General features: G+C 66.5%; 24 protein-coding genes. 15 read left to right on the top strand and 9 right to left on the bottom strand.

Annotated elements, in window-relative coordinates; all coding sequences use genetic code 11:
- Nucleotides 1-46: 46 nt before the first annotated feature.
- A complete protein-coding gene (locus tag ABE488_RS05690; RefSeq protein ID WP_346447444.1) occupies nucleotides 47-349 on the top strand; it encodes a DUF1778 domain-containing protein in 303 nt (100 codons plus the stop codon).
- The gene (locus tag ABE488_RS05685) at nucleotides 346-837 is read left to right on the top strand and encodes a GNAT family N-acetyltransferase (RefSeq protein WP_346447443.1); all 492 of its coding nucleotides are present in this window, start codon (nucleotides 346-348) and stop codon (nucleotides 835-837) included. Before ABE488_RS05690 ends, ABE488_RS05685 begins: the two co-directional genes overlap by 4 nt.
- Nucleotides 838-859: 22 nt before the next feature.
- On the opposite strand, the gene ABE488_RS05680 is transcribed toward ABE488_RS05685, so the two are convergent.
- Both ABE488_RS05680 and ABE488_RS05675 read right to left on the bottom strand, forming a co-directional pair.
- Nucleotides 860-1,996 carry an acyl-CoA desaturase gene (locus tag ABE488_RS05680; RefSeq protein WP_346447442.1) on the bottom strand — a complete coding sequence of 379 codons (1,137 nt, stop codon included), beginning with the start codon at nucleotides 1,994-1,996 and terminating at the stop codon, nucleotides 860-862.
- Nucleotides 1,997-2,014: 18 nt separating this feature from the next.
- A complete protein-coding gene (locus ABE488_RS05675) occupies nucleotides 2,015-3,121 on the bottom strand; it encodes a ferredoxin reductase (protein WP_346447441.1) in 1,107 nt (368 codons plus the stop codon).
- Nucleotides 3,122-3,255: 134 nt separating this feature from the next.
- On the opposite strand from ABE488_RS05675, the gene fabR reads away from it, so the two are divergent.
- From fabR to paoC, 5 genes are all read left to right on the top strand, one after another.
- A complete protein-coding gene (gene fabR, locus ABE488_RS05670) occupies nucleotides 3,256-3,927 on the top strand; it encodes an HTH-type transcriptional repressor FabR (protein WP_346442125.1) in 672 nt (223 codons plus the stop codon).
- Nucleotides 3,928-4,204: 277 nt separating this feature from the next.
- Complete coding sequence (locus tag ABE488_RS05665) at nucleotides 4,205-5,215, top strand: XdhC family protein (RefSeq protein WP_346447440.1); 1,011 nt, start codon at nucleotides 4,205-4,207, stop codon at nucleotides 5,213-5,215.
- 340 nt (nucleotides 5,216-5,555) lie between these two features.
- Complete coding sequence (gene paoA / locus ABE488_RS05660) at nucleotides 5,556-6,209, top strand: aldehyde dehydrogenase iron-sulfur subunit PaoA (RefSeq protein ID WP_346442127.1); 654 nt, start codon at nucleotides 5,556-5,558, stop codon at nucleotides 6,207-6,209.
- Nucleotides 6,206-7,165, top strand: coding sequence for a xanthine dehydrogenase family protein subunit M (locus ABE488_RS05655; RefSeq protein WP_346447439.1), 960 nt, complete (start codon nucleotides 6,206-6,208; stop codon nucleotides 7,163-7,165). The genes paoA and ABE488_RS05655 overlap by 4 nt, the downstream gene beginning before the upstream one ends.
- Nucleotides 7,162-9,360: an aldehyde oxidoreductase molybdenum-binding subunit PaoC gene (paoC, locus tag ABE488_RS05650; protein WP_346447438.1), complete on the top strand. Its 2,199-nt coding sequence runs from the start codon at nucleotides 7,162-7,164 to the stop codon at nucleotides 9,358-9,360. The genes ABE488_RS05655 and paoC overlap by 4 nt, the downstream gene beginning before the upstream one ends.
- A gap of 838 nt (nucleotides 9,361-10,198) precedes the next feature.
- Here the strand turns inward: paoC and ABE488_RS05645 are convergent.
- The 5 genes from ABE488_RS05645 to ABE488_RS05625 all read right to left on the bottom strand — a co-directional run bounded on the left by ABE488_RS05645 (nucleotide 10,199) and on the right by ABE488_RS05625 (nucleotide 13,406).
- Entirely contained in the window at nucleotides 10,199-10,915 is a 717-nt protein-coding gene (locus tag ABE488_RS05645; protein WP_346447437.1) for a hypothetical protein, read from the bottom strand.
- A 242-nt stretch (nucleotides 10,916-11,157) separates the two neighbouring features.
- Nucleotides 11,158-11,643, bottom strand: a complete 486-nt coding sequence (locus tag ABE488_RS05640; RefSeq protein WP_346447436.1) for a hypothetical protein — start codon at nucleotides 11,641-11,643, stop codon at nucleotides 11,158-11,160.
- Between the two features lie 134 nt (nucleotides 11,644-11,777).
- Nucleotides 11,778-12,431, bottom strand: a complete 654-nt coding sequence (locus ABE488_RS05635; protein WP_346447435.1) for a hypothetical protein — start codon at nucleotides 12,429-12,431, stop codon at nucleotides 11,778-11,780.
- Nucleotides 12,432-12,716: 285 nt separating this feature from the next.
- The gene (locus ABE488_RS05630) at nucleotides 12,717-13,145 is read right to left on the bottom strand and encodes a type II toxin-antitoxin system VapC family toxin (RefSeq protein WP_346447434.1); all 429 of its coding nucleotides are present in this window, start codon (nucleotides 13,143-13,145) and stop codon (nucleotides 12,717-12,719) included.
- A gap of 9 nt (nucleotides 13,146-13,154) precedes the next feature.
- Nucleotides 13,155-13,406 (bottom strand): type II toxin-antitoxin system Phd/YefM family antitoxin, encoded by a 252-nt coding sequence (locus tag ABE488_RS05625; protein WP_346447433.1) that lies wholly within the window; start codon nucleotides 13,404-13,406, stop codon nucleotides 13,155-13,157.
- A gap of 132 nt (nucleotides 13,407-13,538) precedes the next feature.
- On the opposite strand from ABE488_RS05625, the gene ABE488_RS05620 reads away from it, so the two are divergent.
- The 6 genes from ABE488_RS05620 to hxsA all read left to right on the top strand — a co-directional run bounded on the left by ABE488_RS05620 (nucleotide 13,539) and on the right by hxsA (nucleotide 19,545).
- The gene (locus ABE488_RS05620; RefSeq protein WP_346447432.1) at nucleotides 13,539-13,889 is read left to right on the top strand and encodes a nucleotide pyrophosphohydrolase; all 351 of its coding nucleotides are present in this window, start codon (nucleotides 13,539-13,541) and stop codon (nucleotides 13,887-13,889) included.
- A gap of 179 nt (nucleotides 13,890-14,068) precedes the next feature.
- Complete coding sequence (locus ABE488_RS05615) at nucleotides 14,069-15,805, top strand: DUF2075 domain-containing protein (protein ID WP_346447512.1); 1,737 nt, start codon at nucleotides 14,069-14,071, stop codon at nucleotides 15,803-15,805.
- A gap of 147 nt (nucleotides 15,806-15,952) precedes the next feature.
- The gene (locus ABE488_RS05610; RefSeq protein ID WP_346447431.1) at nucleotides 15,953-16,258 is read left to right on the top strand and encodes a hypothetical protein; all 306 of its coding nucleotides are present in this window, start codon (nucleotides 15,953-15,955) and stop codon (nucleotides 16,256-16,258) included.
- Nucleotides 16,255-17,760 (top strand): His-Xaa-Ser system radical SAM maturase HxsB, encoded by a 1,506-nt coding sequence (gene hxsB / locus ABE488_RS05605; RefSeq protein WP_346447430.1) that lies wholly within the window; start codon nucleotides 16,255-16,257, stop codon nucleotides 17,758-17,760. The genes ABE488_RS05610 and hxsB overlap by 4 nt, the downstream gene beginning before the upstream one ends.
- Nucleotides 17,747-18,964, top strand: a complete 1,218-nt coding sequence (gene hxsC / locus ABE488_RS05600; protein ID WP_346447429.1) for a His-Xaa-Ser system radical SAM maturase HxsC — start codon at nucleotides 17,747-17,749, stop codon at nucleotides 18,962-18,964. The genes hxsB and hxsC overlap by 14 nt, the downstream gene beginning before the upstream one ends.
- Complete coding sequence (hxsA, locus tag ABE488_RS05595; protein ID WP_346447428.1) at nucleotides 18,964-19,545, top strand: His-Xaa-Ser repeat protein HxsA; 582 nt, start codon at nucleotides 18,964-18,966, stop codon at nucleotides 19,543-19,545. The genes hxsC and hxsA overlap by 1 nt, the downstream gene beginning before the upstream one ends.
- Before the next feature lie 22 nt (nucleotides 19,546-19,567).
- On the opposite strand, the gene ABE488_RS05590 is transcribed toward hxsA, so the two are convergent.
- Complete coding sequence (locus tag ABE488_RS05590; RefSeq protein WP_346447427.1) at nucleotides 19,568-19,876, bottom strand: type II toxin-antitoxin system RelE/ParE family toxin; 309 nt, start codon at nucleotides 19,874-19,876, stop codon at nucleotides 19,568-19,570.
- 3 nt (nucleotides 19,877-19,879) lie between these two features.
- Nucleotides 19,880-20,143 (bottom strand): YlcI/YnfO family protein, encoded by a 264-nt coding sequence (locus ABE488_RS05585; protein ID WP_346447426.1) that lies wholly within the window; start codon nucleotides 20,141-20,143, stop codon nucleotides 19,880-19,882.
- A 169-nt stretch (nucleotides 20,144-20,312) separates the two neighbouring features.
- Between ABE488_RS05585 and ABE488_RS05580 the strand changes: the two genes are divergently transcribed.
- Complete coding sequence (locus ABE488_RS05580; RefSeq protein ID WP_346447425.1) at nucleotides 20,313-21,944, top strand: hypothetical protein; 1,632 nt, start codon at nucleotides 20,313-20,315, stop codon at nucleotides 21,942-21,944.
- Between the two features lie 20 nt (nucleotides 21,945-21,964).
- Nucleotides 21,965-22,537, top strand: coding sequence for a hypothetical protein (locus ABE488_RS05575; RefSeq protein ID WP_346447424.1), 573 nt, complete (start codon nucleotides 21,965-21,967; stop codon nucleotides 22,535-22,537).
- Nucleotides 22,538-22,894 lie beyond the last annotated feature (357 nt).

The raw sequence follows: 22,894 nt of genomic DNA, 5'->3' as shown, positions 1-22,894 counted from the left end.
TTACACCTGTGCGATGATTCCATCAGCCCACGCTAGGCCCGTCGTCATGCCCACCACCAGCCGCCCCCCCATCAAGCGCGAGACCTTGAATCTTCGGATCCGGGTAGAGGACCGGGCGCTGATCGATCGCGCCGCCAAGACCCTCGGCAAAAACCGCACCGAGTTCGTGCTGGCAGCCGCCCGCGCCGCTGCCGAGGAAGCACTGCTCGACCAGGCGACCTTCCATGTCGACAGCAAGGCCTACGCTGCCTTCCTCACGCGGCTGGACCAGCCGCCCGAGCCGAACGTCCAGTTGCGTACGACCATGCAGACCCCGGCCCCCTGGGACACCGCCACGCAGACGCGATGACGCTCTCTGCTCCTGAACCGTTGACCGCCCTGCACGATGTCGACGCGTTCGACTCGGGCGAAGACGGGCTGGACCGGTGGTTGCGACGGCGCGCGCTCGCCAACCAGACCAGCGGCGCGTCGCGAACCTTCGTCGCATGCGCCGATGAACGCGTCATGGCGTACTACGCACTGGCCTCGAGCGCAGTCGCCGTCGCCTCGGCGCCGGGCCGCTTCCGACGCAACATGCCCGAGCCGATCCCCGTCGTCGTCCTCGGCCGCTTGGCCGTGGATCGATCGCTGCAGGGGCGCGGCATCGGACGCGCGCTCGTCCGCGATGCCGCGCTGCGCGTCCTGCAGGCGGCCGACACCATCGGCATCCGCGGCCTACTGGTGCACGCGCTGTCGCAAGACGCCGCCCGCTTCTACCGGCAGGTGGGATTCGAGTCTTCGCCGCTCGATCCGATGCTGCTGATGGCGACCCTGACCGACCTGCGCGCGAGTCTTTGACCGCGCGGCGCGTGCCGGCCTGTCAGGCCTGCTGCGGCGCGCCGACCAGCGGCGCGGCGGCGCGGCGCGGCCGGCTTGGGAACGCATGCCGCACGATCCGCCAGGTCACCTGGCCGAACTGCCGCAGCAGCGAACCGGTGTTGTAGGGCTGGCCGTAACGCGCGCAGATCTCGCGCACCTCGACCGCCATCGCGCCGTAGCGATGCGCCGGCACGTCGGGATAGAAGTGATGCTCGATCTGGTGGCTCAGATTGCCGGTCAGCAGATGCATCAGCCGGCCGCCGCCGATGTTCGACGAACCGCGCAGCTGACGCAGGTACCAATGGCCGCGGGTCTCCTGGCGCAGGCAGTCCTTCGGGAACACCTCCGCATCGGCGGTGAAGTGCCCGCAGAAGATCACCACGAACGTCCAGATGTTACGCAGGCCATTGGCGACCAGGTTGCCCAGCAGCACCGGCAGGAAGAACGGCCCGGCCAGTGCCGGGAACACCACGTAGTCCTTGAGCAGCTGTCGGCCCATCTTGCGCCCGACCGGCGCGAAATCGCGCGCGAGCTTGCCCTTGGGCATCTTGCCGGCGAACCAGCGGCCGACCTTCAGTTCCTGGATCGCCACGCCCCACTGGAAGTACAGCGCGAACACCGGCGCGATCAGCGGCTGCAACAGATAGAACGGCTTCCAGCGCTGCTCGGGGAAGATCCGCAGCAGGCCGTAGCCGATGTCATCGTCCATGCCGCGCACATTCGTATACGTGTGGTGGCGGTAGTTGTGCGAATGCCGCCAGTTGTCGCCGGTCGCGACGATGTCCCACTCGTAGCGCCGGCCCTCGAGTTGCGGATCGCCCATGAAGTCGTACTGGCCGTGCATCACGTTGTGCCCGACCTCCATGTTCTCCAGGATCTTGGCCAGCGCCAGCAGCAGCACGCCCACCGGCCACGCCGCCCACAGCACCCACGGGACAAAGGCGCCGACGACTGCGCCGAGCATCAGCAGCGCGCGACCGGCCAGGCCCGTCCAGCGCACCGCCGCGACGATCCGACGGATGTAGTCGGCATCGACCTTGCCCACCTGCGCCATCGTGCGCGTGTGCAGCGCGTCGAGTTCGGCGCCGAAGGCTTCGAGTTCCTGCGCGCCCAGGCGGCGGGCGGTGGTCTTGGACATCAGGGAGCTCCGCAATTTCTAAAGATCGAGAACGAGATCGGTGACCGCACTGCTGACGCACAGCTTCAGCGCAGCCGAGGGCTCGCCGTGGACGTGGCCGGTACGCAGGTCGCGCGCGGCGCCGGCGGACTTGCCGCAGGCGCAGGTGTTGCAGATGCCCATGCGGCAGCCCGAACGGGGCTTGAGCCCCTCGGCTTCGAGCGCTGCGAGCAGGTTGGTGCCACGCGGCAATGTCAGCGCGCGTCCGCTGCGCGCCAGATGCACCGACACCGTGCCGCTGTCGTCGACCGGCGGACTCGGCGGCGGCGTGAACGCCTCGCTGCGCAACAGCGGCACGCGCCCGTCGAGCAAGGTTTGCGCGGTGGCGACGAAGCCGCCGGGCCCGCACGCATACACCTGGCGCTGCGCAAGATCGGGGACCCGCGTCTCCAGCAGCGCGACATCGATACGGCCGCCGGCTTCGTCGCCGGTCGCGGGCACCTCGCCCGTCAGCACGAACTGCATGTCGAAGCCGGCATGGCGTGCGGCCAGGGTTCTGAGTTCCTCGACGAAACAGGCCTGCGCACGACGGCGCACCCAGTACAGCAGCGTCACCGGCACCGGCATGTCCTGCGCGGCCAGTTGCCGGATCAGCGCCATCATCGGCGTGATCCCGCTGCCAGCGGCCAACAGCAGCCAGGCGCCCTGCGGCGCCTCCGGCAGGACCAGATCGCCGAAGCCCGGACCGATGTCGAACACGTCGCCGCGCCGTGCGTGCTCGAGCAGGTGCCCACTGACGCGGCCGCCCTCGACCTGCTTGACCGTGATTGTCAGCCGTCCATCGGCGCCGACCGGCGCATCGAGGCTGTAGCTGCGCGTGACGCGCACGCCGTCGATCTCGACACCGAGATTGACGTGCTGGCCCGGTTGCGCCCCCGTCCAGTGACGATTGGGCTGCAAGGTCAGCGTGACCGCGCCTTCGGCGGCCGGTACTCGGCCGACGACCCGTGCAAGCGGCCGCTCCCAGGTCCACGTGGGATGCAGCCGGCGGGCCCAGAAGTCGAACACCGGAGGCGCGACGAAAGGCGCGGCAAGCCGACGAAGCGGGCTGCGCGGGCGGGAAGCAAGCGGGGAGACGGCGGACATGGCGCGACTGTACAGGCATCCGCACAGGCGTGTATACAGTTGTGCATTAATTGTTCAGCCGCCCACAGACCGCGGTCAGGCGGGGAGTCCGGAGGCGCTGTTATGCTGGTCGCCCGCTCCATCTGGCTTTCCCTTTGACCGTCACCGCCCCCGCGCCCGCCGGCGATCCCGCCGCTCAGGACGGTCAACCCGGCCGTAAGCCGACCATCGTGCGCGACGACCTGATTGCCGCGACGTTGCGCCTGATCGGTCCGCACCGCAGTGTCTCGACGCTGAGCCTGCGCGAGGTCGCGCGCGAAGCCGGCATCGCCCCCAACAGCTTCTACCGCCAGTTCCACGATATGGACGAGCTGGCCGTCGCGCTGATCGACCAGGCCGGCGAATCGCTGCGCCGCATCGTCGGCGACGCCCGCAAGCGCGCGGTCTCGGGCCGCAGCATCGTGCGCGGGTCGCTGGAGGCGTTCATGGAACGCCTGCGCGCCGACGACAAACTGCTGCATGTGTTGCTGCGCGAAGGCACCGTGGGCTCGGACGCATTCAAGCGCGCGGTGGACCGGCAACTGCATTTCTTCGAGGACGAACTGCGCGCCGATCTGGTGCGCATCGCCGCCGCCCAGGGCGCGGCCTTCCACGAACCCGCGCTGGTGGCCCGCGCGATCACCCGCCTGGTGTTCGCGCTGGGCGGCACTGCACTCGACTCGCCGCCCGAGCGCGACGAGGCCCTGGTCGACGACCTCGCGAAGATGATCCGCATGCTGCTGCGCGGCGCCGCCGCGGTCGGCGCCGACCGCGCGCACCGCGGCTGACAGGCGAAGAGCTGCCCCCACCCGTCACGCTGCGCGCGGCGACTTCCCCCGCGAGCGGGATAGGCAACGCCTGTGCCCCTTCCCCCGTTTACGGGGGAAGGTTGGGATGGGGGCCGCTTTCGCCTGGACCTTAAACCTGACGCCCGCGCACCCTACAACCCACCTTCACACCCACTGATAGAGGCTGGCACCTCCCTCGCTTGCGTCCGGCATCGCTCCGCTGCCGGCCTTCCCGATCCCGATGGTCGCAGTCGCCCCCCTACTTCGCACGCCGCCGATGCCGACCGCGCCGGCATTGCTGCCGCGTGCGCAGATGCCGCGATCCCGCTTCGCGGACGGCGACCCGGGCACGGTGCTGCAGGCCGCGCGCGATGCGCTGACGGCAGGTCAGCGCCCGGTGCTGGCGGTCGTCGTCGAGACCGAGGGCTCGACCTATGCCGCGCCCGGCACGCTCGCGCTGTTCGGCGAAGCCAGGCCGCATGGCTGGATCAGCGGCGGCTGCCTGGAACCGGAGATCGCGCGGTTGGCGATGGACGCCGCAGCCACCCAACAGGTGGGCTGGCTCGAGATCGACACGACCGACGATGGCGCCCTGTTCCTCGGCTCGGCCGTCGGCTGTCGGGGGCGCCAACTGATCGCGTTGTTGCCGCTCGCCGCGCTACGGGGCATCGACACCGCCTTGCAGGCCTGGCTTGCCGACCACCAGGACCTGACGATCGTGTTCGGTCGCGATGGCGACATCGACTGCCGCATCGGCGCACGCCGATGGCATTGGCGCCTGCCCAGCGAACCGGTGCCGCCCTCCGCCGTGGACCGCTGGCCGGTCGTCGTGCGACGCGCGCCCGCCGTGCTCGTGCTCGGCACCGGGCCGGAAACGCCAGTGCTGGCGCCGATGCTGCGCACACTGGGGTGGCGTGTCGTCGTCGCCGATGCGCGCGATGCCTGGCGCGCCCGTGTTGCGCCGGATATCGACGTGATCGAGGCAGCCCCCACCGCCGCGATCGCCGCGCATGCCGATGCCGACGTCGCGCTGGTCATGCACCATAGCTTCGAGGCCGATCGCAACGCGCTCGAGGCACTGGCAGATTCGCGCATTCCCTTCATCGGCCTGCTCGGCCCTGAGCGTCGGCGGCGCGACCTGTTCAAGTTGCTGCGCGCTGAAGATCGCGACCCGCTCGCCGAGCGCCTGCAATCGCCGGTCGGGGTTCCCGGTTGCGGCCGCGGCGCGGCCGCGATTGCGTTGAGCATCGCCACGCAACTGCAGCTGTGGCGCGGCGTGCACGCGTAGGCACGCGCAGCGCATGTGACGGTCGAGCGCGGCCCCATTCTCCGAATGAACGCCCGCGCGCATGCAGGTCCCTGTGCAGCTGAGATCGGTGGCGGTCGCGACAGGTGGGACCCCACCGCCAGCACGCCGCAAGGCCGCACATCGCATCCGCTTGCGGCGAATGAATAGGCGTACCGCTCACGCCGATCAAAATTCCGCCGTGTTCTTGATCCCCTCGACACGCCACGACCGGCACGCTCGCTGGCATCCCGCTCGCGTGCGCTCGCCCCGCGCACGCATTCCGCCCCATCCCGATCCCCGCCAGCCCGTGCCCCCGGTCGCCAGCCAGAAGGATTCCGCCATGTCCCCGCTCTCCCGCCGCGAACTGCTCAAGGCAGGCGCGGCCTCGGCCGGCGCTGTCGCTGCGCCCGGCATCGCCCAGGCCGCCACCGCATCCGTGACTGCTGCGCCGCCCCGCCCACCCGTCATGCAGCGCGTCACGCTCGAGGTCAACGGCCGCCGCATTGAGCGCGAGGTGGACACCCGCACCACGCTGCTGGACCTGCTGCGCGAACACCTGCAGCTCACCGGCACCAAGAAGGGCTGCGACCACGGCCAGTGCGGTGCGTGTACCGCGATCGTCGACGGCCGCCGCATCAATACCTGCCTGACGCTGGCGGTGATGAACACCGGCGCCAAGGTCACCACGATCGAAGGCCTCGGCACGCCAGAGCGCCTGCATCCGATGCAGGCCGCATTCGTCAAGCACGACGGCTATCAGTGCGGCTACTGCACGCCCGGGCAGATCTGCTCGGCGGTGGCGGTGCTCGACGAAGTGCGCGCCGGCATTCCGAGCCATGTCACCGGCGACCTCACCGCGCGTCCTACGCTCAGCCCCGACGAGATCCGAGAGCGCATGAGCGGCAACCTCTGCCGCTGCGGCGCCTACGCCAACATCCTCGACGCGATCGAGGACGTGGCCGGTAGCCGCCGCGCGACGGAGGCTGACGCATGAAGGCCTTCGACTACACGCGTGCCACGTCCCCGGCCGAAGCCGCCGCAGCCGTCGCCCGCGCCCCCAGCGCGAAGTTCATCGCCGGCGGCACCAATCTGCTCGACCTGATGAAGCTCGAGATCGAGACGCCTGCCGAGCTCATCGACGTCAACGGCCTGGCGCTGGATACCATCGACGCGACGCCCGATGGCGGCCTGCGCATCGGCGCCCTGGTGCGCAACACCGATCTTGCCGCCGATGCTCGCGTGCGCCGCGACTATCCGGTGCTGTCGCGCGCCCTGCTCGCCGGCGCCTCCGGCCAGTTGCGCAACCGCGCGACCACTGCCGGCAACCTGCTGCAACGCACGCGCTGCCCCTACTTCTACGACACCGCGCAGCCCTGCAACAAGCGCCTGCCCGGCAGCGGCTGCGGCGCGCTGGACGGCTACAGCCGGCAGCTCGCGGTCATCGGCGGCAGTCGCACCTGCATCGCCACCCATCCCAGCGACATGGCGGTCGCGATGCGCGCACTCGATGCGGTCGTGGAGACCGTCCAGCCCGACGGAAGCGAACGTCACATCGCGCTCGCCGATCTGTATCTCGCGCCGGGCGACACGCCGCAGCGCGAGACCGTGCTCGCCCCCGGCGAACTGATCACGGCAGTCGCGCTGCCGCCACCGGTGGGCGGTCGCCAGCTCTATCGCAAGATCCGCGACCGGGCCTCGTACGCCTTTGCGCTGGTGTCGGTCGCGGCGATCGTGCACGACGATGGCCGCGGCCGCATCGCCGTGGGCGGCGTCGCGCACACGCCTTGGCGCAGCGAGGCCGCCGATGCCGAACTGCCCAACGGCGCAACCGCCGTCGCGGCGCGCCTGTTCGACGGCGCTACGCCCACCGACGACAACCGCTTCAAGCTCACGCTCGCCCAGCGCACGATCGCGGCCGTGCTCGTCGAGGCACAGGAGACCCGCGCATGAAATTCGACACCCCTGCCGGCCGCAACCCGATCGACCGCCTGCGCGTGGTCGGCCAGCCGCTCGACCGCATCGACGGCCCGCACAAGGTCACCGGCACCGCCCCGTATGCCTACGAATGGCACGACGTCACCGAGCGCGCCGCTTATGGCCACGTCGTCGGCGCGGACATCGCCAAGGGCCGCATCGCCGCACTCGACACCTCGGCGGCAGAACGCGCGCCGGGCGTGCTGGCAGTCGTCACCGCGCGCAACGCCGGCGAGCTCGGCAAAGGCAGGATGAACACCGCGACCTTGCTCGGCGGCCCGGCGATCGAGCACTACCACCAGGCCATCGCGCTGGTCGTCGCCGAGACCTTCGAGCAGGCGCGCGCGGCGGCCGCCCTGGTCCGCGTGACCTATGCGCGCGAGCCCGGCCGCTTCTCGCTGCATGCCGAAAAGGACCGCGCCATCAAGCCGGACGGCGACACGCCGGCCGATACCGCGGTCGGCGATTTCGACAGCGCGTTCGCATCGGCCGAAGTCACGCTCGATGCGACCTACACCACGCCCGACCAGTCGCACGCGATGATGGAGCCGATGGCCTCGCTCGCCGCCTGGGACGGCGACCATGTAACGATCTGGACCTCCAACCAGATGATCGCCTGGAGCCGCGGCGACGTCGCCCGCACGCTGGGGCTTGCGCCGGAGAAAGTGCGCCTGGTCTCGCCGTACATCGGCGGCGGCTTCGGCGGCAAGCTGTTCGTGCGCGCCGACGCCATCCTCGCCGCACTCGGCGCACGCGCCGCCAAGCGTCCGGTCAAGGTCGCCCTGCATCGACCGCTGATCGCCAACAACACCACCCACCGCCCCGCCACCGAGCAACGCATCCGCATCGGCGCCGGTCGCGATGGGCGGATCACCGCCATCGGGCACGAAAGCTGGTCGGGCGACTTGCCTGGCGGCGGGCCGGAAGTCGCGGTGCAGCAGACCCGGCTGCTTTACGCCGGCGAACACCGCATGACCAAGATGCGGCTGGCCACGCTCGACCTGCCGGAGGGCAACGCAATGCGTGCGCCGGGCGAGACGCCCGGGCTGATGGCGCTGGAAATCGCCATGGACGAAATGGCCGACAAGCTCGGCATGGACCCGGTGGAGTTCCGCATCCGCAACGACACCCAGGTCGATCCCGAGAAACCCGAGCGGCCGTTCTCGCAGCGCCAGCTCGTCGAATGCCTGCGCCAGGGCGCCGAGCGCTTCGGCTGGCATCGCCGTGCCGCGCATGGCAGCGTCCGCGATGGCCGCTGGCTTGTCGGCCTCGGCATGGCCGTCGGCTTCCGCAACGCACCGGTCACCAAGTCCGGCGCCCGTGCGCGGCTGCACCCCGACGGCCGCGTCACGGTCGAAACCGACATGACCGACATCGGCACCGGCAGCTACACGATCATCGCGCAGACCGCGGCCGAGACGCTCGGCCTGTCGATCGACCAGATCGAGGTCAAGCTCGGTGATTCCGATTTCCCGGCGTCCGCAGGCTCCGGCGGCCAGTGGGGCGCCAACAGCGCGACCGCCGGCGTCTATGCCGCCTGCATGAAACTGCGCGAAGTGATCGCGACCCGGCTCGATCTCGACCCTGCAACGGTGGAGTTCGTCGACGGCGAAGTGCGCGGCGGCGAACGTGCGGTCAAGCTCGCCGAGGTGGCCGGCGACGGCCAGATCGTCGTCGAAGACGCGATCGAATTCGGCGACCTCGACAAGCGCAAACAGCTGTCGACGTTCGCCGCACATTTCTGCGAAGTCGGCGTCGACGCCTTGACCGGCGAAACCCGCGTGCGCCGCATGCTTGCCGTCTGCGCGGCCGGCCGCATCCTCAACCCGAAGCAGGCGCGCAGCCAGGTCATCGGCGCGATGACGATGGGCATCGGCGCCGCCTTGTCTGAAGAATTGGCCGTCGACGAGCGCCTGGGCTTCTTCGTCAATCACGACCTCGCCGGCTACGAGGTGCCCGTGCATGCCGACGTACCCGAGCAGGAGGTCGTGTTCCTGGACGAAGCCGACGCGGACAGCTCACCGATGAAGGCCAAGGGCGTCGGCGAACTGGGCCTGTGCGGCGTCAGCGCCGCGATCGCGAACGCCATCCACAACGCCACCGGCGTGCGCGTGCGCGACTACCCGATCACACTCGACAAACTGCTGCCGGGGTTGCCGGACGTCGCCTGACGTCATTCTCTGGCAGATCCGGCGCTCTGCATCGACACGCACAAGGCGACAATCTCGTCTCGTGCGTGTCGTGCCGGTGCCCACGGCACCGATCTCCCGCGCACGCGGGGAAGGTCACGATCAAGATCATCGCGTGTTTCCTTTCTCCGCTCGCGGTGGAGGCGACCACGCGAGCGACCGCCCGTCTCCTTCCCGCGCGCGCGCGGGAAGATTGCCACGGGAGCACCAGACGGCGAGGAACCGGGTCTCCTTCCCCCGCGCGCGGGGGAAGGTTGGGATGGGGGCCGCCGTTCGCGAAAAAAGCTCTGGCCGCTGCATTCACCGCGCATCCGCTACATCTGTCCCTCCGCACGGACCGCGCCGATGACGACGCCTGCCCTTGCGATGCCACCGCCCGAGGCCATCGCCAAGACCCTGTCCGAGACCTGCGTCGACAAGGCCCATCGGCCGCTCGGCGCGATGATCGGCCTGGGCATCCTGGCCGGCGTCTACATCGGCTTCGGCAGCCTGATGGCCGCGTTGCTCGGCGCCGGCACCGAGGACCTGCCCTACGGCCCCACGCAACTCGCGATCGGCACCGGCTTCGCACTCGGCCTGATCCTGGTGCTGCTGGCCGGCGCCGAACTGTTCACCGGCAACACGCTGATGACCTTGCCGCTCGCCCAGCGCCGCCTCGGTTCGACGCGTCTGCTGCGTGCCTGGAGCGTGGTCTGGCTGGCCAACCTCGTCGGCGCGCTCGCGCTGGTGCTGCTGGCGATCGCCGCCGGCCTGCCCTGCACGGCCCTAAGAGGAACTGGCACTGCCGGACGCCGTGCCGCGTCCGGCAGCGCCACTCCGATCAATGCACCTGATACGCCGGTGCGGCCGTGCGCAGATGGGTGCGGCGATGTGCGAGCTGCACCACGCCAGCGCCATAGCGAGGCCGGGGTTCTTCGACGCCGTGGATCGGCCGCGAGGCGACGCCGAGGCGCTGCGCCTCGATCTGATCCAACAGCACACGGGCGTCATCCGCGCCCTCGGAGATCGCCAGACCCAACGTCGACAAGGTGTCGTCGGCGAGGTCGTCCGCGTGATCGGAGGCGATGACGTCGCCATGGGCGGCAATCGTCTGCAACAGCCGCCCCAATGCATCGGCCTGGTCCGTCGTGAGGCCGAAGACAAACGGCTCGCCGTCCGTGCACTGGCCGAACGAGGTCGCCGCAGGTGCGTCCTCAGCCTGGCCGGTCGACGCGCGCGACGCCTGGTCGCCGGGCCGTGCCGTCTTGGCCGCACGTTCGGCAGGTACCGCGTCGTGCACGTCCTCGTCGAACGACGCGGACGTTGCATCCCCGTCAACGTGGTCAGCCGCATTCCGCCGCGCCGGCCAGTCGAGCACCTCCATCACGCTGTCGATCTGCTCGGCCAACTGCTCCATGCAGAACTGCAGTTCCTGCCAGTCCAGTTGCGGCGGGTCGTCGTCACTGGTGCGCGGCTCCGCCAACCGCGCGATAAAGCGCATGAACACGCGCAGCCGCTCCAGGCGGAACTGCGCATCCACCGACAGGTAGTAGCCCAAGCCTTCGGGCGTGTCGTTCGATGATCCGGTCATCACTCACCTCCGTGTGTGGGGGACGACGCCTTATGCGTGACTGCGTCGAAGAAGGCGTCGAGCTCAATCATCGAAGGCATGCCCGACACGCGCTATCGGAAATGTCCGGTCTGCGGTGTCGGGGTTTGCCTCGATGCGTACGCGTTTCGGTGTGATGGGCAGGACCACGCGCGCGTCACGATCGAAAGACACGGGCCAGCCCCACCGAACTACTCATCCTCATCCTCGTCCTCGATATCACCCCCAGGCCCATCGGCCAGCACCTGGCGGATCTTGTCGAAGTAGCTGTCTGCCAGCACCGCGTTAAGTTCCTCTGGCGTGCGCGCTTCGTCGAGGCGGCGTCGCACATCCTCTTCCTTTGCGGCACGCGCCGCAGCGGCGGCGTCCATCGGGTCGTCGCTCTCCTCCACCGTTGCATCTGACGCGTCCGCGTCGGGCCGAGGCACGTCGAACGTGTCCAGAATCTCCCGTGCCTCGCACCCGGCCCGGAAGACCGCGTGCCCGATCGTGGGCACGGTTTCCTTGTGCAGCACGGGCACATCCCCCATCGCGAGCACATCACCCAGGGCGGTGATCGATTGCAGTAGGTGGTCGAGGCGATCCACTTGGTCCAGCGTGACGCCGGCCCTCATCCTTTGCGCTGTCATGGCGTTGAGCTTCCTGTGCAGTGAGTCCAGAGAAGTCAGTACGTGCATGGCGTGGAACCCTCCGCCGCGTGCCATCCGCGGCACCCATCCAGCCGAGGTTCCCTGCACCATCAATCTGAAGTTTAGATAATCGGAGCCGGACGTGCAACGTTGCCGCACGCCCGGCCCCACACCTCACCCGATCAGTGCAGCGCGGCCCCATAGGCAGGTCGCGGCTCACGCACACCCGTGGCCGGCCGCGACGGCGCGTGCAACTGCTGCTCCTGCACTTGCTCCAGAATCTCGCGCACCGTGTCGGCACCTTCCGAGATCGCCAGCCCCAGCGTCGAGATCGTGGCGTCAGCCAGATCGCCTTCATGACCGGACGCCAGCACATCGCCATGCGCCATCAGCGTCTGCACCAGACGGTCCAGCGCATCGGCCTGATCGATGGTCACCCCGAACACGAAGTCGTCCGGCACATCAAACGCCTCCGCTGCGCGTGCCTTCGCGTACGCGCCCATCGTGGCTTCGTGCGGCGCATCATCGGCACTCGTAGCCTCGGTAGCTTCCACGTCCTCCGGCGGCGTGTACGCATCCTGCCGCGCCGCCCGCGACGAGCGCCACGTCATCGCTTCGAGCAACTGATCGGCCTGCTCGGCCAACAGCGTCAGGCAGGTGGCCACATCGCCGCCACGCACCTGCGGGATGCCTTGCTCCTCATCCGCCAGCGAGCGCGGCTGCGCCAGTTCCGACAAGAACTGCATATGCTCGATCAGCTGCCGCAGCCGCGTGCGGCTGTCTTCCGGTACGAAGTAGCCAGGCTGATGCTGATCATCATGGTCATGCTTGGACATCGCGTTTGCCTCCATTCCATGGGAAGTACCCGCCACCGCGCACGGTGGACGGGAAGTCGGGAGGCTCGAAACCGCACACAGCCGGCGGGCTTATTCCCCTTTCGGGTGTTGTATTCACCGCCCTCCCGACGCAGACAATCGCGCCGGTTGCACCTGCGAACATCTCAGGCACAAAAAACCCACCGGTTTTTCGGAGGTGGGTACCGCTGTGTGCGGAGTTTCGAGGCTCCATGGACGAGCGTGCTACTGAAAGAACGGGATGTCAAGCCCTAAATCGCAAGCTAGTTACTCGCTTCTGTACTGCCACGGATCAAGCAAGTCGACGCCCATCGGCGCAAAATCGGCGGCATTACGCGTCACCACTCTGAGGCCATGTGTCAGCGCGGTTGCAGCAATCAAAGCGTCATGCGCGGGCCTCGGATCCGGCACATGAAGCTGCGCACATCGCAATGCGACGGCGTCGTCGATCGGCAGGATACGGCCCGCGAATGCTGGAACTACACGTTGATTCAACCAGCCTCGCAATGTCTCGCCCTGTGGAGCATCTCGCCGCTCAAGGCGCAGAACGCCGAATTCTAACTCTTGCAGCGTGATAACTGAGAGGAAGCATGCAAACTCATCAACGTTGGCCTGCCATGCGGCAACCCGCGGATCAGCTCTCCCTTCAGCCGCCTTACGTAGCTCGGATATGACATTGGTATCCAACAAGTACATATCGGCGATTCACAGATCGAACTCATGAAGGCGCGGTACGTCGCGCGGGCGCGGCGGATCAAATTCAATATCAGCCGCCCCCGGCATTGCCAACGCCTCGGCTAAGCTTCGGCGGCGCCCAGTCAATCGCCGATAGTCTTCAATGGACAGCAACACGTGCGCAGGCTTTCCACGATCGGTGATGAACACTGGGCCGTGGTTAGCCTCGCGCTTGGCACGGCCAACATCTTGGTTGAGTTCGCGGCTAGTTAAGGTGGTCATAACGGGCGCTCCAAACCGGGTGTAGCAACATTACTACAATTTTGAAGAGATGGGCGAACGGGATCTAAACCGTGGTATGTGACGGCCATCTCATCGCTATACTGCCAGCCAACAGGGAACGGACCTCACTGCTTGAGCCAGGACATCAAGGCCCTCCAGGCCGCATTGCGTGCCTTCGCGCAGGCGCGCGACTGGGAGCAGTTCCATAGCCCCAAGAACCTCGCGGCCTCGCTATCGATCGAGGCCGCTGAAGTGCTGGAGCACTTCCAGTGGCTCACTGATGCGCAGAGCCGCCAGCTCGATGCCGAGCGCACGGCGCAGGTGGCCGACGAGATCGCCGATGTGCTGCTCTATCTGCTGCAACTGGCCGACAAACTGGGCATCGACCCCCTGACCGCCGCACGCGACAAGCTCGCCCGCAATGCCGAGCGTTATCCCGTCGAGCGCGCCAAGGGCAGCAGCGCCAAGTACACCGAGCTCTAGCCACAGGCCTACCGGGGGGAGCCGGCCGCGTGATCGTTTACCAGTCCACCAAACAGCAGTTCCTCGACGACAGCGACAACCGCGACATCGAGGACCTGATCCGCGATGCGTACGTGCGCAAGACCGGGCGCTACGCCAGTGAGAGCGAGTCCCGCGCCTGGCACGGGTCATTGCGCGAAATGGCACGCGTGCTGCGCGACCGCCAGATTCCCGACGACACCGGCGTCGGCGTCGAGTTCGGCATTCCGCAAAGCGGCAAGCGCATCGATTTCATCCTCTCCGGTCATGCCGAGAACGGCACACCGCATGTGGTGATCGTGGAGCTCAAACAGTGGTCGAGCGCGCGACTGAGCGAGAAGGACGGCCTCATCGTCGCCAACCGTGGCGGCCGCAGCGAGACCGAAGGCCCACACCCCAGCTATCAGGCGTGGTCCTACGCTGCCCTGCTCGACGGCTTCAACGCGGCCGTCTACGACAGCGGCACCGAACTGCGGCCATGCGCCTACCTGCACAACTACCGCGATGACGGCGTCATCCGCCACCCGCATTACGCTCCCTACCTCGACAAGGCGCCGCTGTTCCTGCGGGGCGACGATGAACTGGAGCGCCTGCGCGCGTTCATCCGCCAGCACGTGCGCAAGGGCGACGGCGGCGCCCTGCTCTACCAGATCGAGAACGGCCGCATCCGACCGTCCAAGATGCTGGCCGACAGCGTCGTCAAGATGCTCAAGGGCAACCGCGAATTCGTGCTGATCGACGACCAGAAGGTGGTCTACGAGACCTGCCTGGCGCGGTCTGTGGAGGCCAGCCCCGAGCGCAAGCAAGTGGTCATTGTCAAAGGGGGCCCGGGCACCGGTAAATCCGTGGTGGCGGTGAACCTCTTGGTCGAACTGACCAAGCGCGGCCTGCTGACCCAATACGTCTCCAAGAACGCGGCCCCTCGCGCGGTCTATGCGCAGAAGCTGGCCGGTCACCTGCGCAAAGCCGAGATCAGCGCGCTGTTCTCGGGCTCCGGGCGGTTCCACACCGCCGAGCCCCATGTCTTCGACACGCTGGTCGTGGACGAAGCCCACCGCCTCAACGCCAAGAGCGGCCTGTACGGCAACCTCGGCCAGAACCAGGTGATGGAACTGATCCGCAGCGCCAAGTGCACGATCTTCTTCGTCGACGACGACCAGATCGTGACCCTGGCCGATATCGGACACACGAGCGAACTCGTCCAGTGGGCCAACGCCGCCGGCGCCCAGGTCACGATGCTGGAACTGGCCTCGCAGTTCCGCTGCAGCGGCTCGGACGGCTACATCGCCTGGCTCGACGACTGGCTGGGCCTGCGCGAGACCGCCAACCCGGACTTCGACCGCGATGCCTTCGACTTCCGCATCGTTGATTCACCGGTCGAGCTGCACGACCTGATCCGAGAGAAAAACAAGGTCAACAACAAGTCGCGCGTCGTGGCGGGCTACTGCTGGGATTGGAACAGCAAGAAGAACCCGAACGCCGACGACATCGTGATCCCGGCGTTCGACTACCGCGCGCAATGGAACCTGACGAAGGACGAAAGCCTCTGGATCGTCGCCGATGGTTCCGTCGAACAGGTCGGTTGCATCCACACCTGTCAGGGCCTGGAGCTGGACTACGTCGGCGTGATCATCGGCCCGGACCTGCAATCACGCGACGGCCAGTTGGTCACAGCCCCCGAACACCGCTCACGCATGGACCGCTCGATTCGCGGTTACAAGACGCTGATGAAGCAGGACCCCGAGGCCACCCGGGAGCGGGTGGATCGGATCATTCGTAACACCTATAAGACGCTGATGAGCCGGGGGATGAAGGGGTGCTATGTGTATGCGACGGATATCAATCGCATCCCGCACAAATTCCCCGATCTGCGCCGAAGCCGGAAAACAGATGATTGACAGGCGTTTGAAGTTGCGCCGGTTCGCTCGACGCAACGTGAATAGGGCTCTGGCGCTGAATCGGCTTCCCACCGAATTTTCACTTGCGCAAAATCGCGACCTAGCGCACAGTTCCTAAGCCGCGGGGGGCGGCACAGGGGATGAGCGATGGACAGCTCCACGATCCGGTTTGACCGCGGTCTCTTCGGCGACGAGATCATCGCGCGCACGGCGCATCGCTATACGAATTTCTTTCACGTTTCCGTCCATAGCACTGCGGACGAGATAGGCGTGGCGCTCACACCGCGTGCCGGCGTCGAGCGGCCGTCTGACTTGGAAGCCCGATTTCGGGACGACGCGCTGGACGAACGGCTGCGGCAATCTGTTCGCGAAGAGACGTGCGATCTACATGCGGAACTGATCCGTGCAGCGCTACGCGAAGCGATGCCGCGGCGCACGGATGGCAGGCCATGAAGTTTCGCCTCCCAGACTCGTTTACTGGTTCTACCCAGAGCTACCGGCTGCTTCCGCTTCGTTTTCGTCGCCTTCCGTGGGATCGCGACCGCGTGTTCGTCTCATCGCTGGCGGGCGACTGGCTGATGATGCCCCGCGACGAATTTGATCGGTTCGTCAACCACGCGCTGGACGTGCATGACCCCTTGCTGGCCGACCTACAGGCGCGTCACCTAGCGGTGATCGATCCCCAGCGCAGCACGTTTGCCCCGTTACTAAGCCAATACCGGACACGGAAGTCCTACTTGTTCGGAGGCCCGGCGCTTCACATCTTCGTGGTCTCGCTGCGATGTCACCACACTTGCAACTATTGCCAAGTATCCCGTCAACAGACCTCGGCGACAGACTTCGATCTTGACCAGAAATCCGCCAGTCTCGCGGTAGAGCGCCTGTTCGAATGGCCTTCGCGCGAGTTGACCATCGAGTTCCAAGGTGGGGAGCCCCTACTCAATTTCGACCAGGTGCGTGCCATTACCGAGCGAATCGTGGCGCGCAATATTTTCGAGAAGCGCGCATTACGTTTTGTTCTGGCCTCCACCTTGCACGACCTCACCGACGCCCAGCTGGCGTTTCTCCAAGAGCACCGTTTCAAACTCTCGACCTCGCTCGATGGTCCAGAGTGGCTCCACAACGCCAATCGTCCAAGGCCGGAGCGCGATAGCTACCGGCGTACGGTCGAGGGCATGGCGCGCGGCCGCAAAGTGCTGGGGGATGATGCGGTGTCGGCGCTGACCACACTGACCCGTCGCAGCCTTGAAGCGCCTGAAGCCATCATCGACGAGTATCGGAAGCTGGGCCTCCATTCCATCTCACTGCGTCCGCTGAGCCCCTACGGCTTTGCCGCAAAGACCCGCGAGCGCAATGGCTACAGCACAGCGACTTATCTTGCGTTCTACAGGCAGGCGCTGGAGCACCTGCTGGCAGTCAATCGCTCCGGCTACGTCATGGATGAGACGTTTGCCAGCTTGCTGCTCTCGCAGCTTCTTGGCCCTTTTGGCCACGGCTATGTGGACTTGCGCTCGCCTACAGGCGGAGGCTTTGGCGCCGTCATCTACGACTACGATGGACGGGTCTACCCATCCGACGAGGCGCGCATGTTGGCTGCCATGGGAGATACCTCGTTCGCGCTCGGCCACGTCGGTCAGCCGGTGAGCGACTGGTTGGCTTCACCCGCCATGGCAAGCCTGATGGCTGCTGGCGTTGCCGAATCACTGCCTACTTGCAGCGAGTGCGCCTATGTCCCGATGTGCGGCGCAGACCCCATTGAGCACTATGCACGTCAGGGTGACACCACCGGCCACCGCCCAACAAGCGACTTCTGCCAGCGACAGATGGGGATGTTCGATTTGCTGCTGCAACGCTACGAATCCGCAGATTCCACGGACCGCCATGTGCTGGAAAGCTGGGCTTTCGGGAATACCGGTAGCCACGAAGCACAGGACGCACTCGATGCTGCCGCTTGAAACCAGAGCTGAGATTACCGGCCTGACGAGTCCGCTGCTCGTCAAGCTCGCTGGCCTAACCGAACTCGCCGAGGGCCAGTACCCACTTGAGCGGATGGCCTTGGACCTGAGATCGCTTCCCAGGGATGCGATGACGCCTGAACTTCTCGACCTACGATGGGGCGCACTCATTGGCGCCCATCCATGGGAGGACGTCGTTCCAGACGGCATGCTCGCGCAGCCCTGGTCGTCTGGGCGTCCGGTGGCGGCACTGCAAGGTGACAGCGCCATCGCCAAGCCCGGCGACGTCCTTGAGCTCGATCCCTACCGTCAACGCGCCGCTGTACGCTATCGCCGTGGTGACAACGGCAATGTGTTGTTCGCCACCGAGCGCTGCAACAGCTACTGCCTGATGTGTTCCCAGCCGCCGCGCCAAGTCGAGGATGATTGGCGGATCCAGCATCTTTGCGATCTGGTAGATCTCATCGATGCCACTGAGCCATCGCTGGCCATCAGCGGTGGAGAGCCGACACTGCTGGGCGATGGTCTTGCCAGTGTTGTAGCCAAGTGCTCGGGGGGCCTCCCCGATACCCACTTGCACGTACTTTCCAATGGTCGTCTTCTCGGTAGCACCGATCTCGCTAAGCAGTTCGAGGGCATCCACCCTCACTTGACCTGGGGCATCCCTCTATATGGTGACCACTACGCCTTGCACGACTATGTGGTCCAGAGTGAGGGCGCATTCGCACAAACATTGCGTGGTCTGTATGCACTCGAGGCCGCCAGGCAACGCATCGAGATCCGCATCGTACTGGTGAAGCCATCGCTCGAGCGTCTGGAGGCGCTCGTTCGCTTCATTCTTCGCAATCTTCCGTTCGTCGAGCATGTTGCGCTGATGGGCATCGAGCCGATCGGCTTTGCCAAGGCGCATCACGCAGCACTCTGGGCAGATCCGGCCGACTACAGCGCGCAACTGCAAGGTGCAGTAGATGCCCTGAGCCATCGCGGACTGGATGTCTCGCTCTACAACCTGCCCTTGTGCATTATTCCAAAGTCGCTTTGGTCATTTGCACGCCAAAGCATCTCCAATTGGAAGAACGACTACCTCGATGCTTGTGCCGCGTGCGCCGTGAAGCATCGTTGCGGTGGCTTCTTCTCCTGGGTAACGCCCCAATGGACGAGCCGAGCAATTACCCCAATTGAACTCAACTTGGAGGCCGCCTGATGTCCACTGCTCTCATCCTCACCAGCGGCGCATTAGGCGCCTTTTCGCCGGAACCCCCGCAGCACCCGACAAACCTGCTGGAACTCGCCGCCGCGGATGCCAAGTATTCGACTGTATTGAGCTCATCACTCAACGCTGGGCTCGACAACCTCTACGCAGGCCATCGGAGCCACAGTTCACATCGATCCCACAGTTCACACCGGTCGCATTCGTCAGGCTCGGGCAGTTCCTACCGCTCCTACACGCCACCGTCGACTTACACCCCCCCGCCACGGCCAACGCCTACACCGAGTCAGGTGAGACCACTCGACGAATCACGAAGCACCCAATCCACGAGCACCAGCTTGAGCCCGGCAACTCTGCAGACTCAGGCGCCGCGGCGGAATGCTGAAGACCTGAGCATGCTGATCATGCGTGTCCAAGCTGCGCTCTTCTCTCGCAACTACGACCCAGGCGCAATTGACGGCGTGATGAGCACCAAGACGCAAGCCGCGCTGCGTGCGTTTCAGGCTGCCTACGGTCTCAACGTCACAGGCACGATGACGACCGAGACACTGACAGCGTTGAGCGTGAGGTTGTAATACGCACGCGTCACGATACCACTCAATGGTAATCGTCTTCCCGCTGGTGGCGCACCGCCAGCACGGTCACAGTCCGGCTGTCTTCCACTTCGAACAGCAACACATAGCCACTGGCGCCAAAACCGATAACTAGCTCGCGTAGAAAGGGATCATGGGCGGTCGCCTTTCGACATGCGAGCGGCGCGACTGCCAGCACTGACATGCCGTCCCGAATCACCTGCAGCGCACGCTCGGCCGTAGTGAAGTCACCGTCTGCGCGTTGCAGCAGCCAGTCGTAGAGGCGCTCAAGGTCGTCTTGCGCCTCTTCCGTGAAACGAACGTCGAACGCCAAGAATCAAACTCCCCGAGCTTGGTCCAATCGGTTCTTCAGGCTTTCAAGAACGTCGTGCGCGGAGGCGTATTTTCCGGAGCGTCGTGCGCTCTCACGCGCAGCCAGGCCGCGGGCAATGAAGGCGTCCTGCTGCTGCCGCAACTGGACCTGGGCGCGTACCGATTGTTCGACAAAGCTCGAGAGCGTCTCGCCCTCCTGCAGCACGGCTTCCGCCGCTTGGCGGAGTGCGGGGTCGACACGCAGAGATGGGAGGGTGGCAGTCTTCATGCGGCACCTTGCGTTGCAATTGCGATGCATCATCCGCGCTGGACACGGCTTTTTCAACCCGGCCCATTCACGCTATGTCTGGGATGGCGATCCCCTGGGACACGCCCCAGCTTTCATCGGGCCAGCTATCGGCATAGCGTCACAACATCCCGTATGGAAACGCCGTGTCATGACCACCCTCCAGTCCGCCACCAACACCCTGCTCACCCACTACGACCAGGTGCTTGACGGGCGCACGGGCCTGTTGAGTGTCTTCGGCGGCGGCAATATCCGCGAGGGAGACCTTGAACGCATTGCGCAGGATGCCGACGCGCCGCAGGACCTGCGCGATGCGGCGCAGTTTCTGCTCGACAGCGAGGTGTCGCGCAACTTCCTCGATGTCGGCGCCGGCAAGGGCGGCGCCGATGGCCGGATCAGCCGTGAGGACCTGGAAGCAGCGCTGGAAACCATTGCGTCGGGCGAGTACTACGACGAGTTGCTGGACACGGCAGCCGGCCGCGGCGGGTCGTGGAATCCGTTCGTGCAGGGCGCGCGCGACGGGGAGATCGGCGCGCGGGACATCGAGGCGGCCCTCGCTGATCCGGGAGTACCGGCTGAGGTCAAAGACACACTCCGGCTGCTGCAGTCCGGCACCGAGGGCCGGCCCGTCGGCGAGGTGCTGGCCGGCATGGATGGCGATGCCTGGGAGGCCGTGACCGCGCTCCAGTCCAGCCCGGCGTTCCAGGCGCTATCGCCAGAGCAGCGGGCGCTGGTCGTGGAGGCGCTGCGCGATGGCGGCGCCCAAGCCGATGTGGCACGCGACCTGCAGGCGCTGATCGGCGATCCGGCCTTCCAGGCACTGCCTCCGGCGCAGCAGCAGGCCAAGCTCACCGAGTTCGCGGTGTTGCAGTCGCCCGAGTATCAGGCGTTGTCGGCGTCCGACCAGCGGCTGGTGCGTACGGCGCTGGAGGGGCGTGGCGCCGATGACACCGCCCTGCCAGGCGCGCTGAAGTCCCTGCTCGAAAGCGGGGACTTCCAGGGCCTGGGCGCTGCCGAGCAGACGGCGGTGTTGAGTCAAGCGGCCAACTATCCCGACGGACGCTCGGTGGCGAACATCGAACGGCTGCTGGCGAAGGACTGGTTCCAGGGTTTCGACCTCGACGACAAGCAGCGCACGCTCAAGGCGATCGCGTACATCTCGCAGAACGATGCGGGCGATGCGCAGATCAACGCGAATACGCTCGACCATGTGCTTTCGCCCGATTCGGACATCGTGTTCGCCTGGGACGACAGCTACAAAGGCGACATCAACTCCAATTTCGGCCTGTACGGGACGGCCGGCAACGGCACGATCACGTTCAACGCCAACATGGTCAACGCCGGCAATGGACCGCTGAACGAGACCTACAACTCCAAGCACGTGGTGCTGCACACGGTCGCCCACGAGGTGAACCACATCCTGGCCGGCGACCGCGTCTCCAACACCTTCGAATACCTGGAGCAGGAGTACCGGGCCTGGTACACGGGCTTCAAGGCGGAGTTCGGGCGCGAGCCGACGAACGCCGAGGCGATGGACCGCTGGCAGAACCAGATCACCGGCGGCTACCGCGCAAGGTCGGAGGCCGCGATCGACAGCAGCCCCGAGGAGGCATTGAAGTTCGCCGAGCAGTTGTCATTGATGACCGGCGTGCCGGTGCCGGAGAATGCGACGCATGACGAGCTCAAGCAGTACATTCAGGACCAGGTGGATCTGCCGTCCTCGCAGTACGCCGATCCCACCGGTGATGCGCCGGTGCCGCCCGGCAATATCGACAACGCATGACCCCGCCTGATATGGCCAGGATGCTCGGCTCCGCCCTGCTCCTGGCGCTCGCCACCACCGCCTGCGCACGGGATACGACCATGGACCACACCGACCGACACGATGCCTTGCTCGAGGCGGCCACGGCTGCGGGCACGCACGGCGAGGACATCGAGATCCTGCGCAACACGCGGCTCGACCATGCCGGCTGCCAGTTCCACACCGCGCTCGCCAAGGACCGTTTCGATGCGCCTGAGCGGGCGCTCGCCACGCTGCCCGACGGCACGGTCGTGGCGGCAGGCGACGCCGCGGGGCTGGCCCGGTTGCTCTCGACCTGCGGTGCGGACGCACCGACGGACTGGTGGGCGGACGTGGTGGCGCGCTTCGCCGATGCCGTCGATGGGAAGGCGGTGCACCCGCGCAATGCAGCCGACATCGAGGCCATCGCCGCGCTGGGCGGCGCCTACGCAGCGCCGTCGCTCGAACGCACGGGCACCGGGGCGGTGCTGCGCTTCGTCGCGATCGCTTACGAACCCACGCGCGCGGCCGAGGTCGTGGCGCGGCTGCAGGGCGATGCCGCCATCGAGGTGACGGCGACGCCTGTCGCGCGCTGAGGCACGAGGCGGACGCCCTGCCCCCCCCTCAGTACGCGACCACAGCCGCCGATCGTCCCCCATGTCGGCGCGTAGCTGCTTGAGGCCACCCGGATGCCGTCAGGGAGCGCCTGCAGCACAAGCTCGATGCAGCCCAGGCATCTGACAAGTAGCGAGCGCAACAAATGCAGATCGTTGTTCGTCCTGCATAGGGGCGCAGAGCCGACGCGGCGCTTGACGCCCTCCGGCAAATGTCCGGCTCGATATCGCGACCGACACCGAGCCATAACCTCGCGGGACGGGTCCCCTGCGCCATCGACGTTGGAGCAGCCCGGCCCTCACCCAGGCCGGGCTGCCCCCACCGCCCGAGGCGGCAGT

The sequence above is a fragment of the Luteimonas sp. TWI662 genome (assembly GCF_039673825.1).
Lineage (GTDB): Bacteria > Pseudomonadota > Gammaproteobacteria > Xanthomonadales > Xanthomonadaceae > Luteimonas.
The sequence above is the reverse complement of the archived record's forward strand: the minus strand, read 5'-3'. Positions and strand labels throughout refer to the sequence as shown.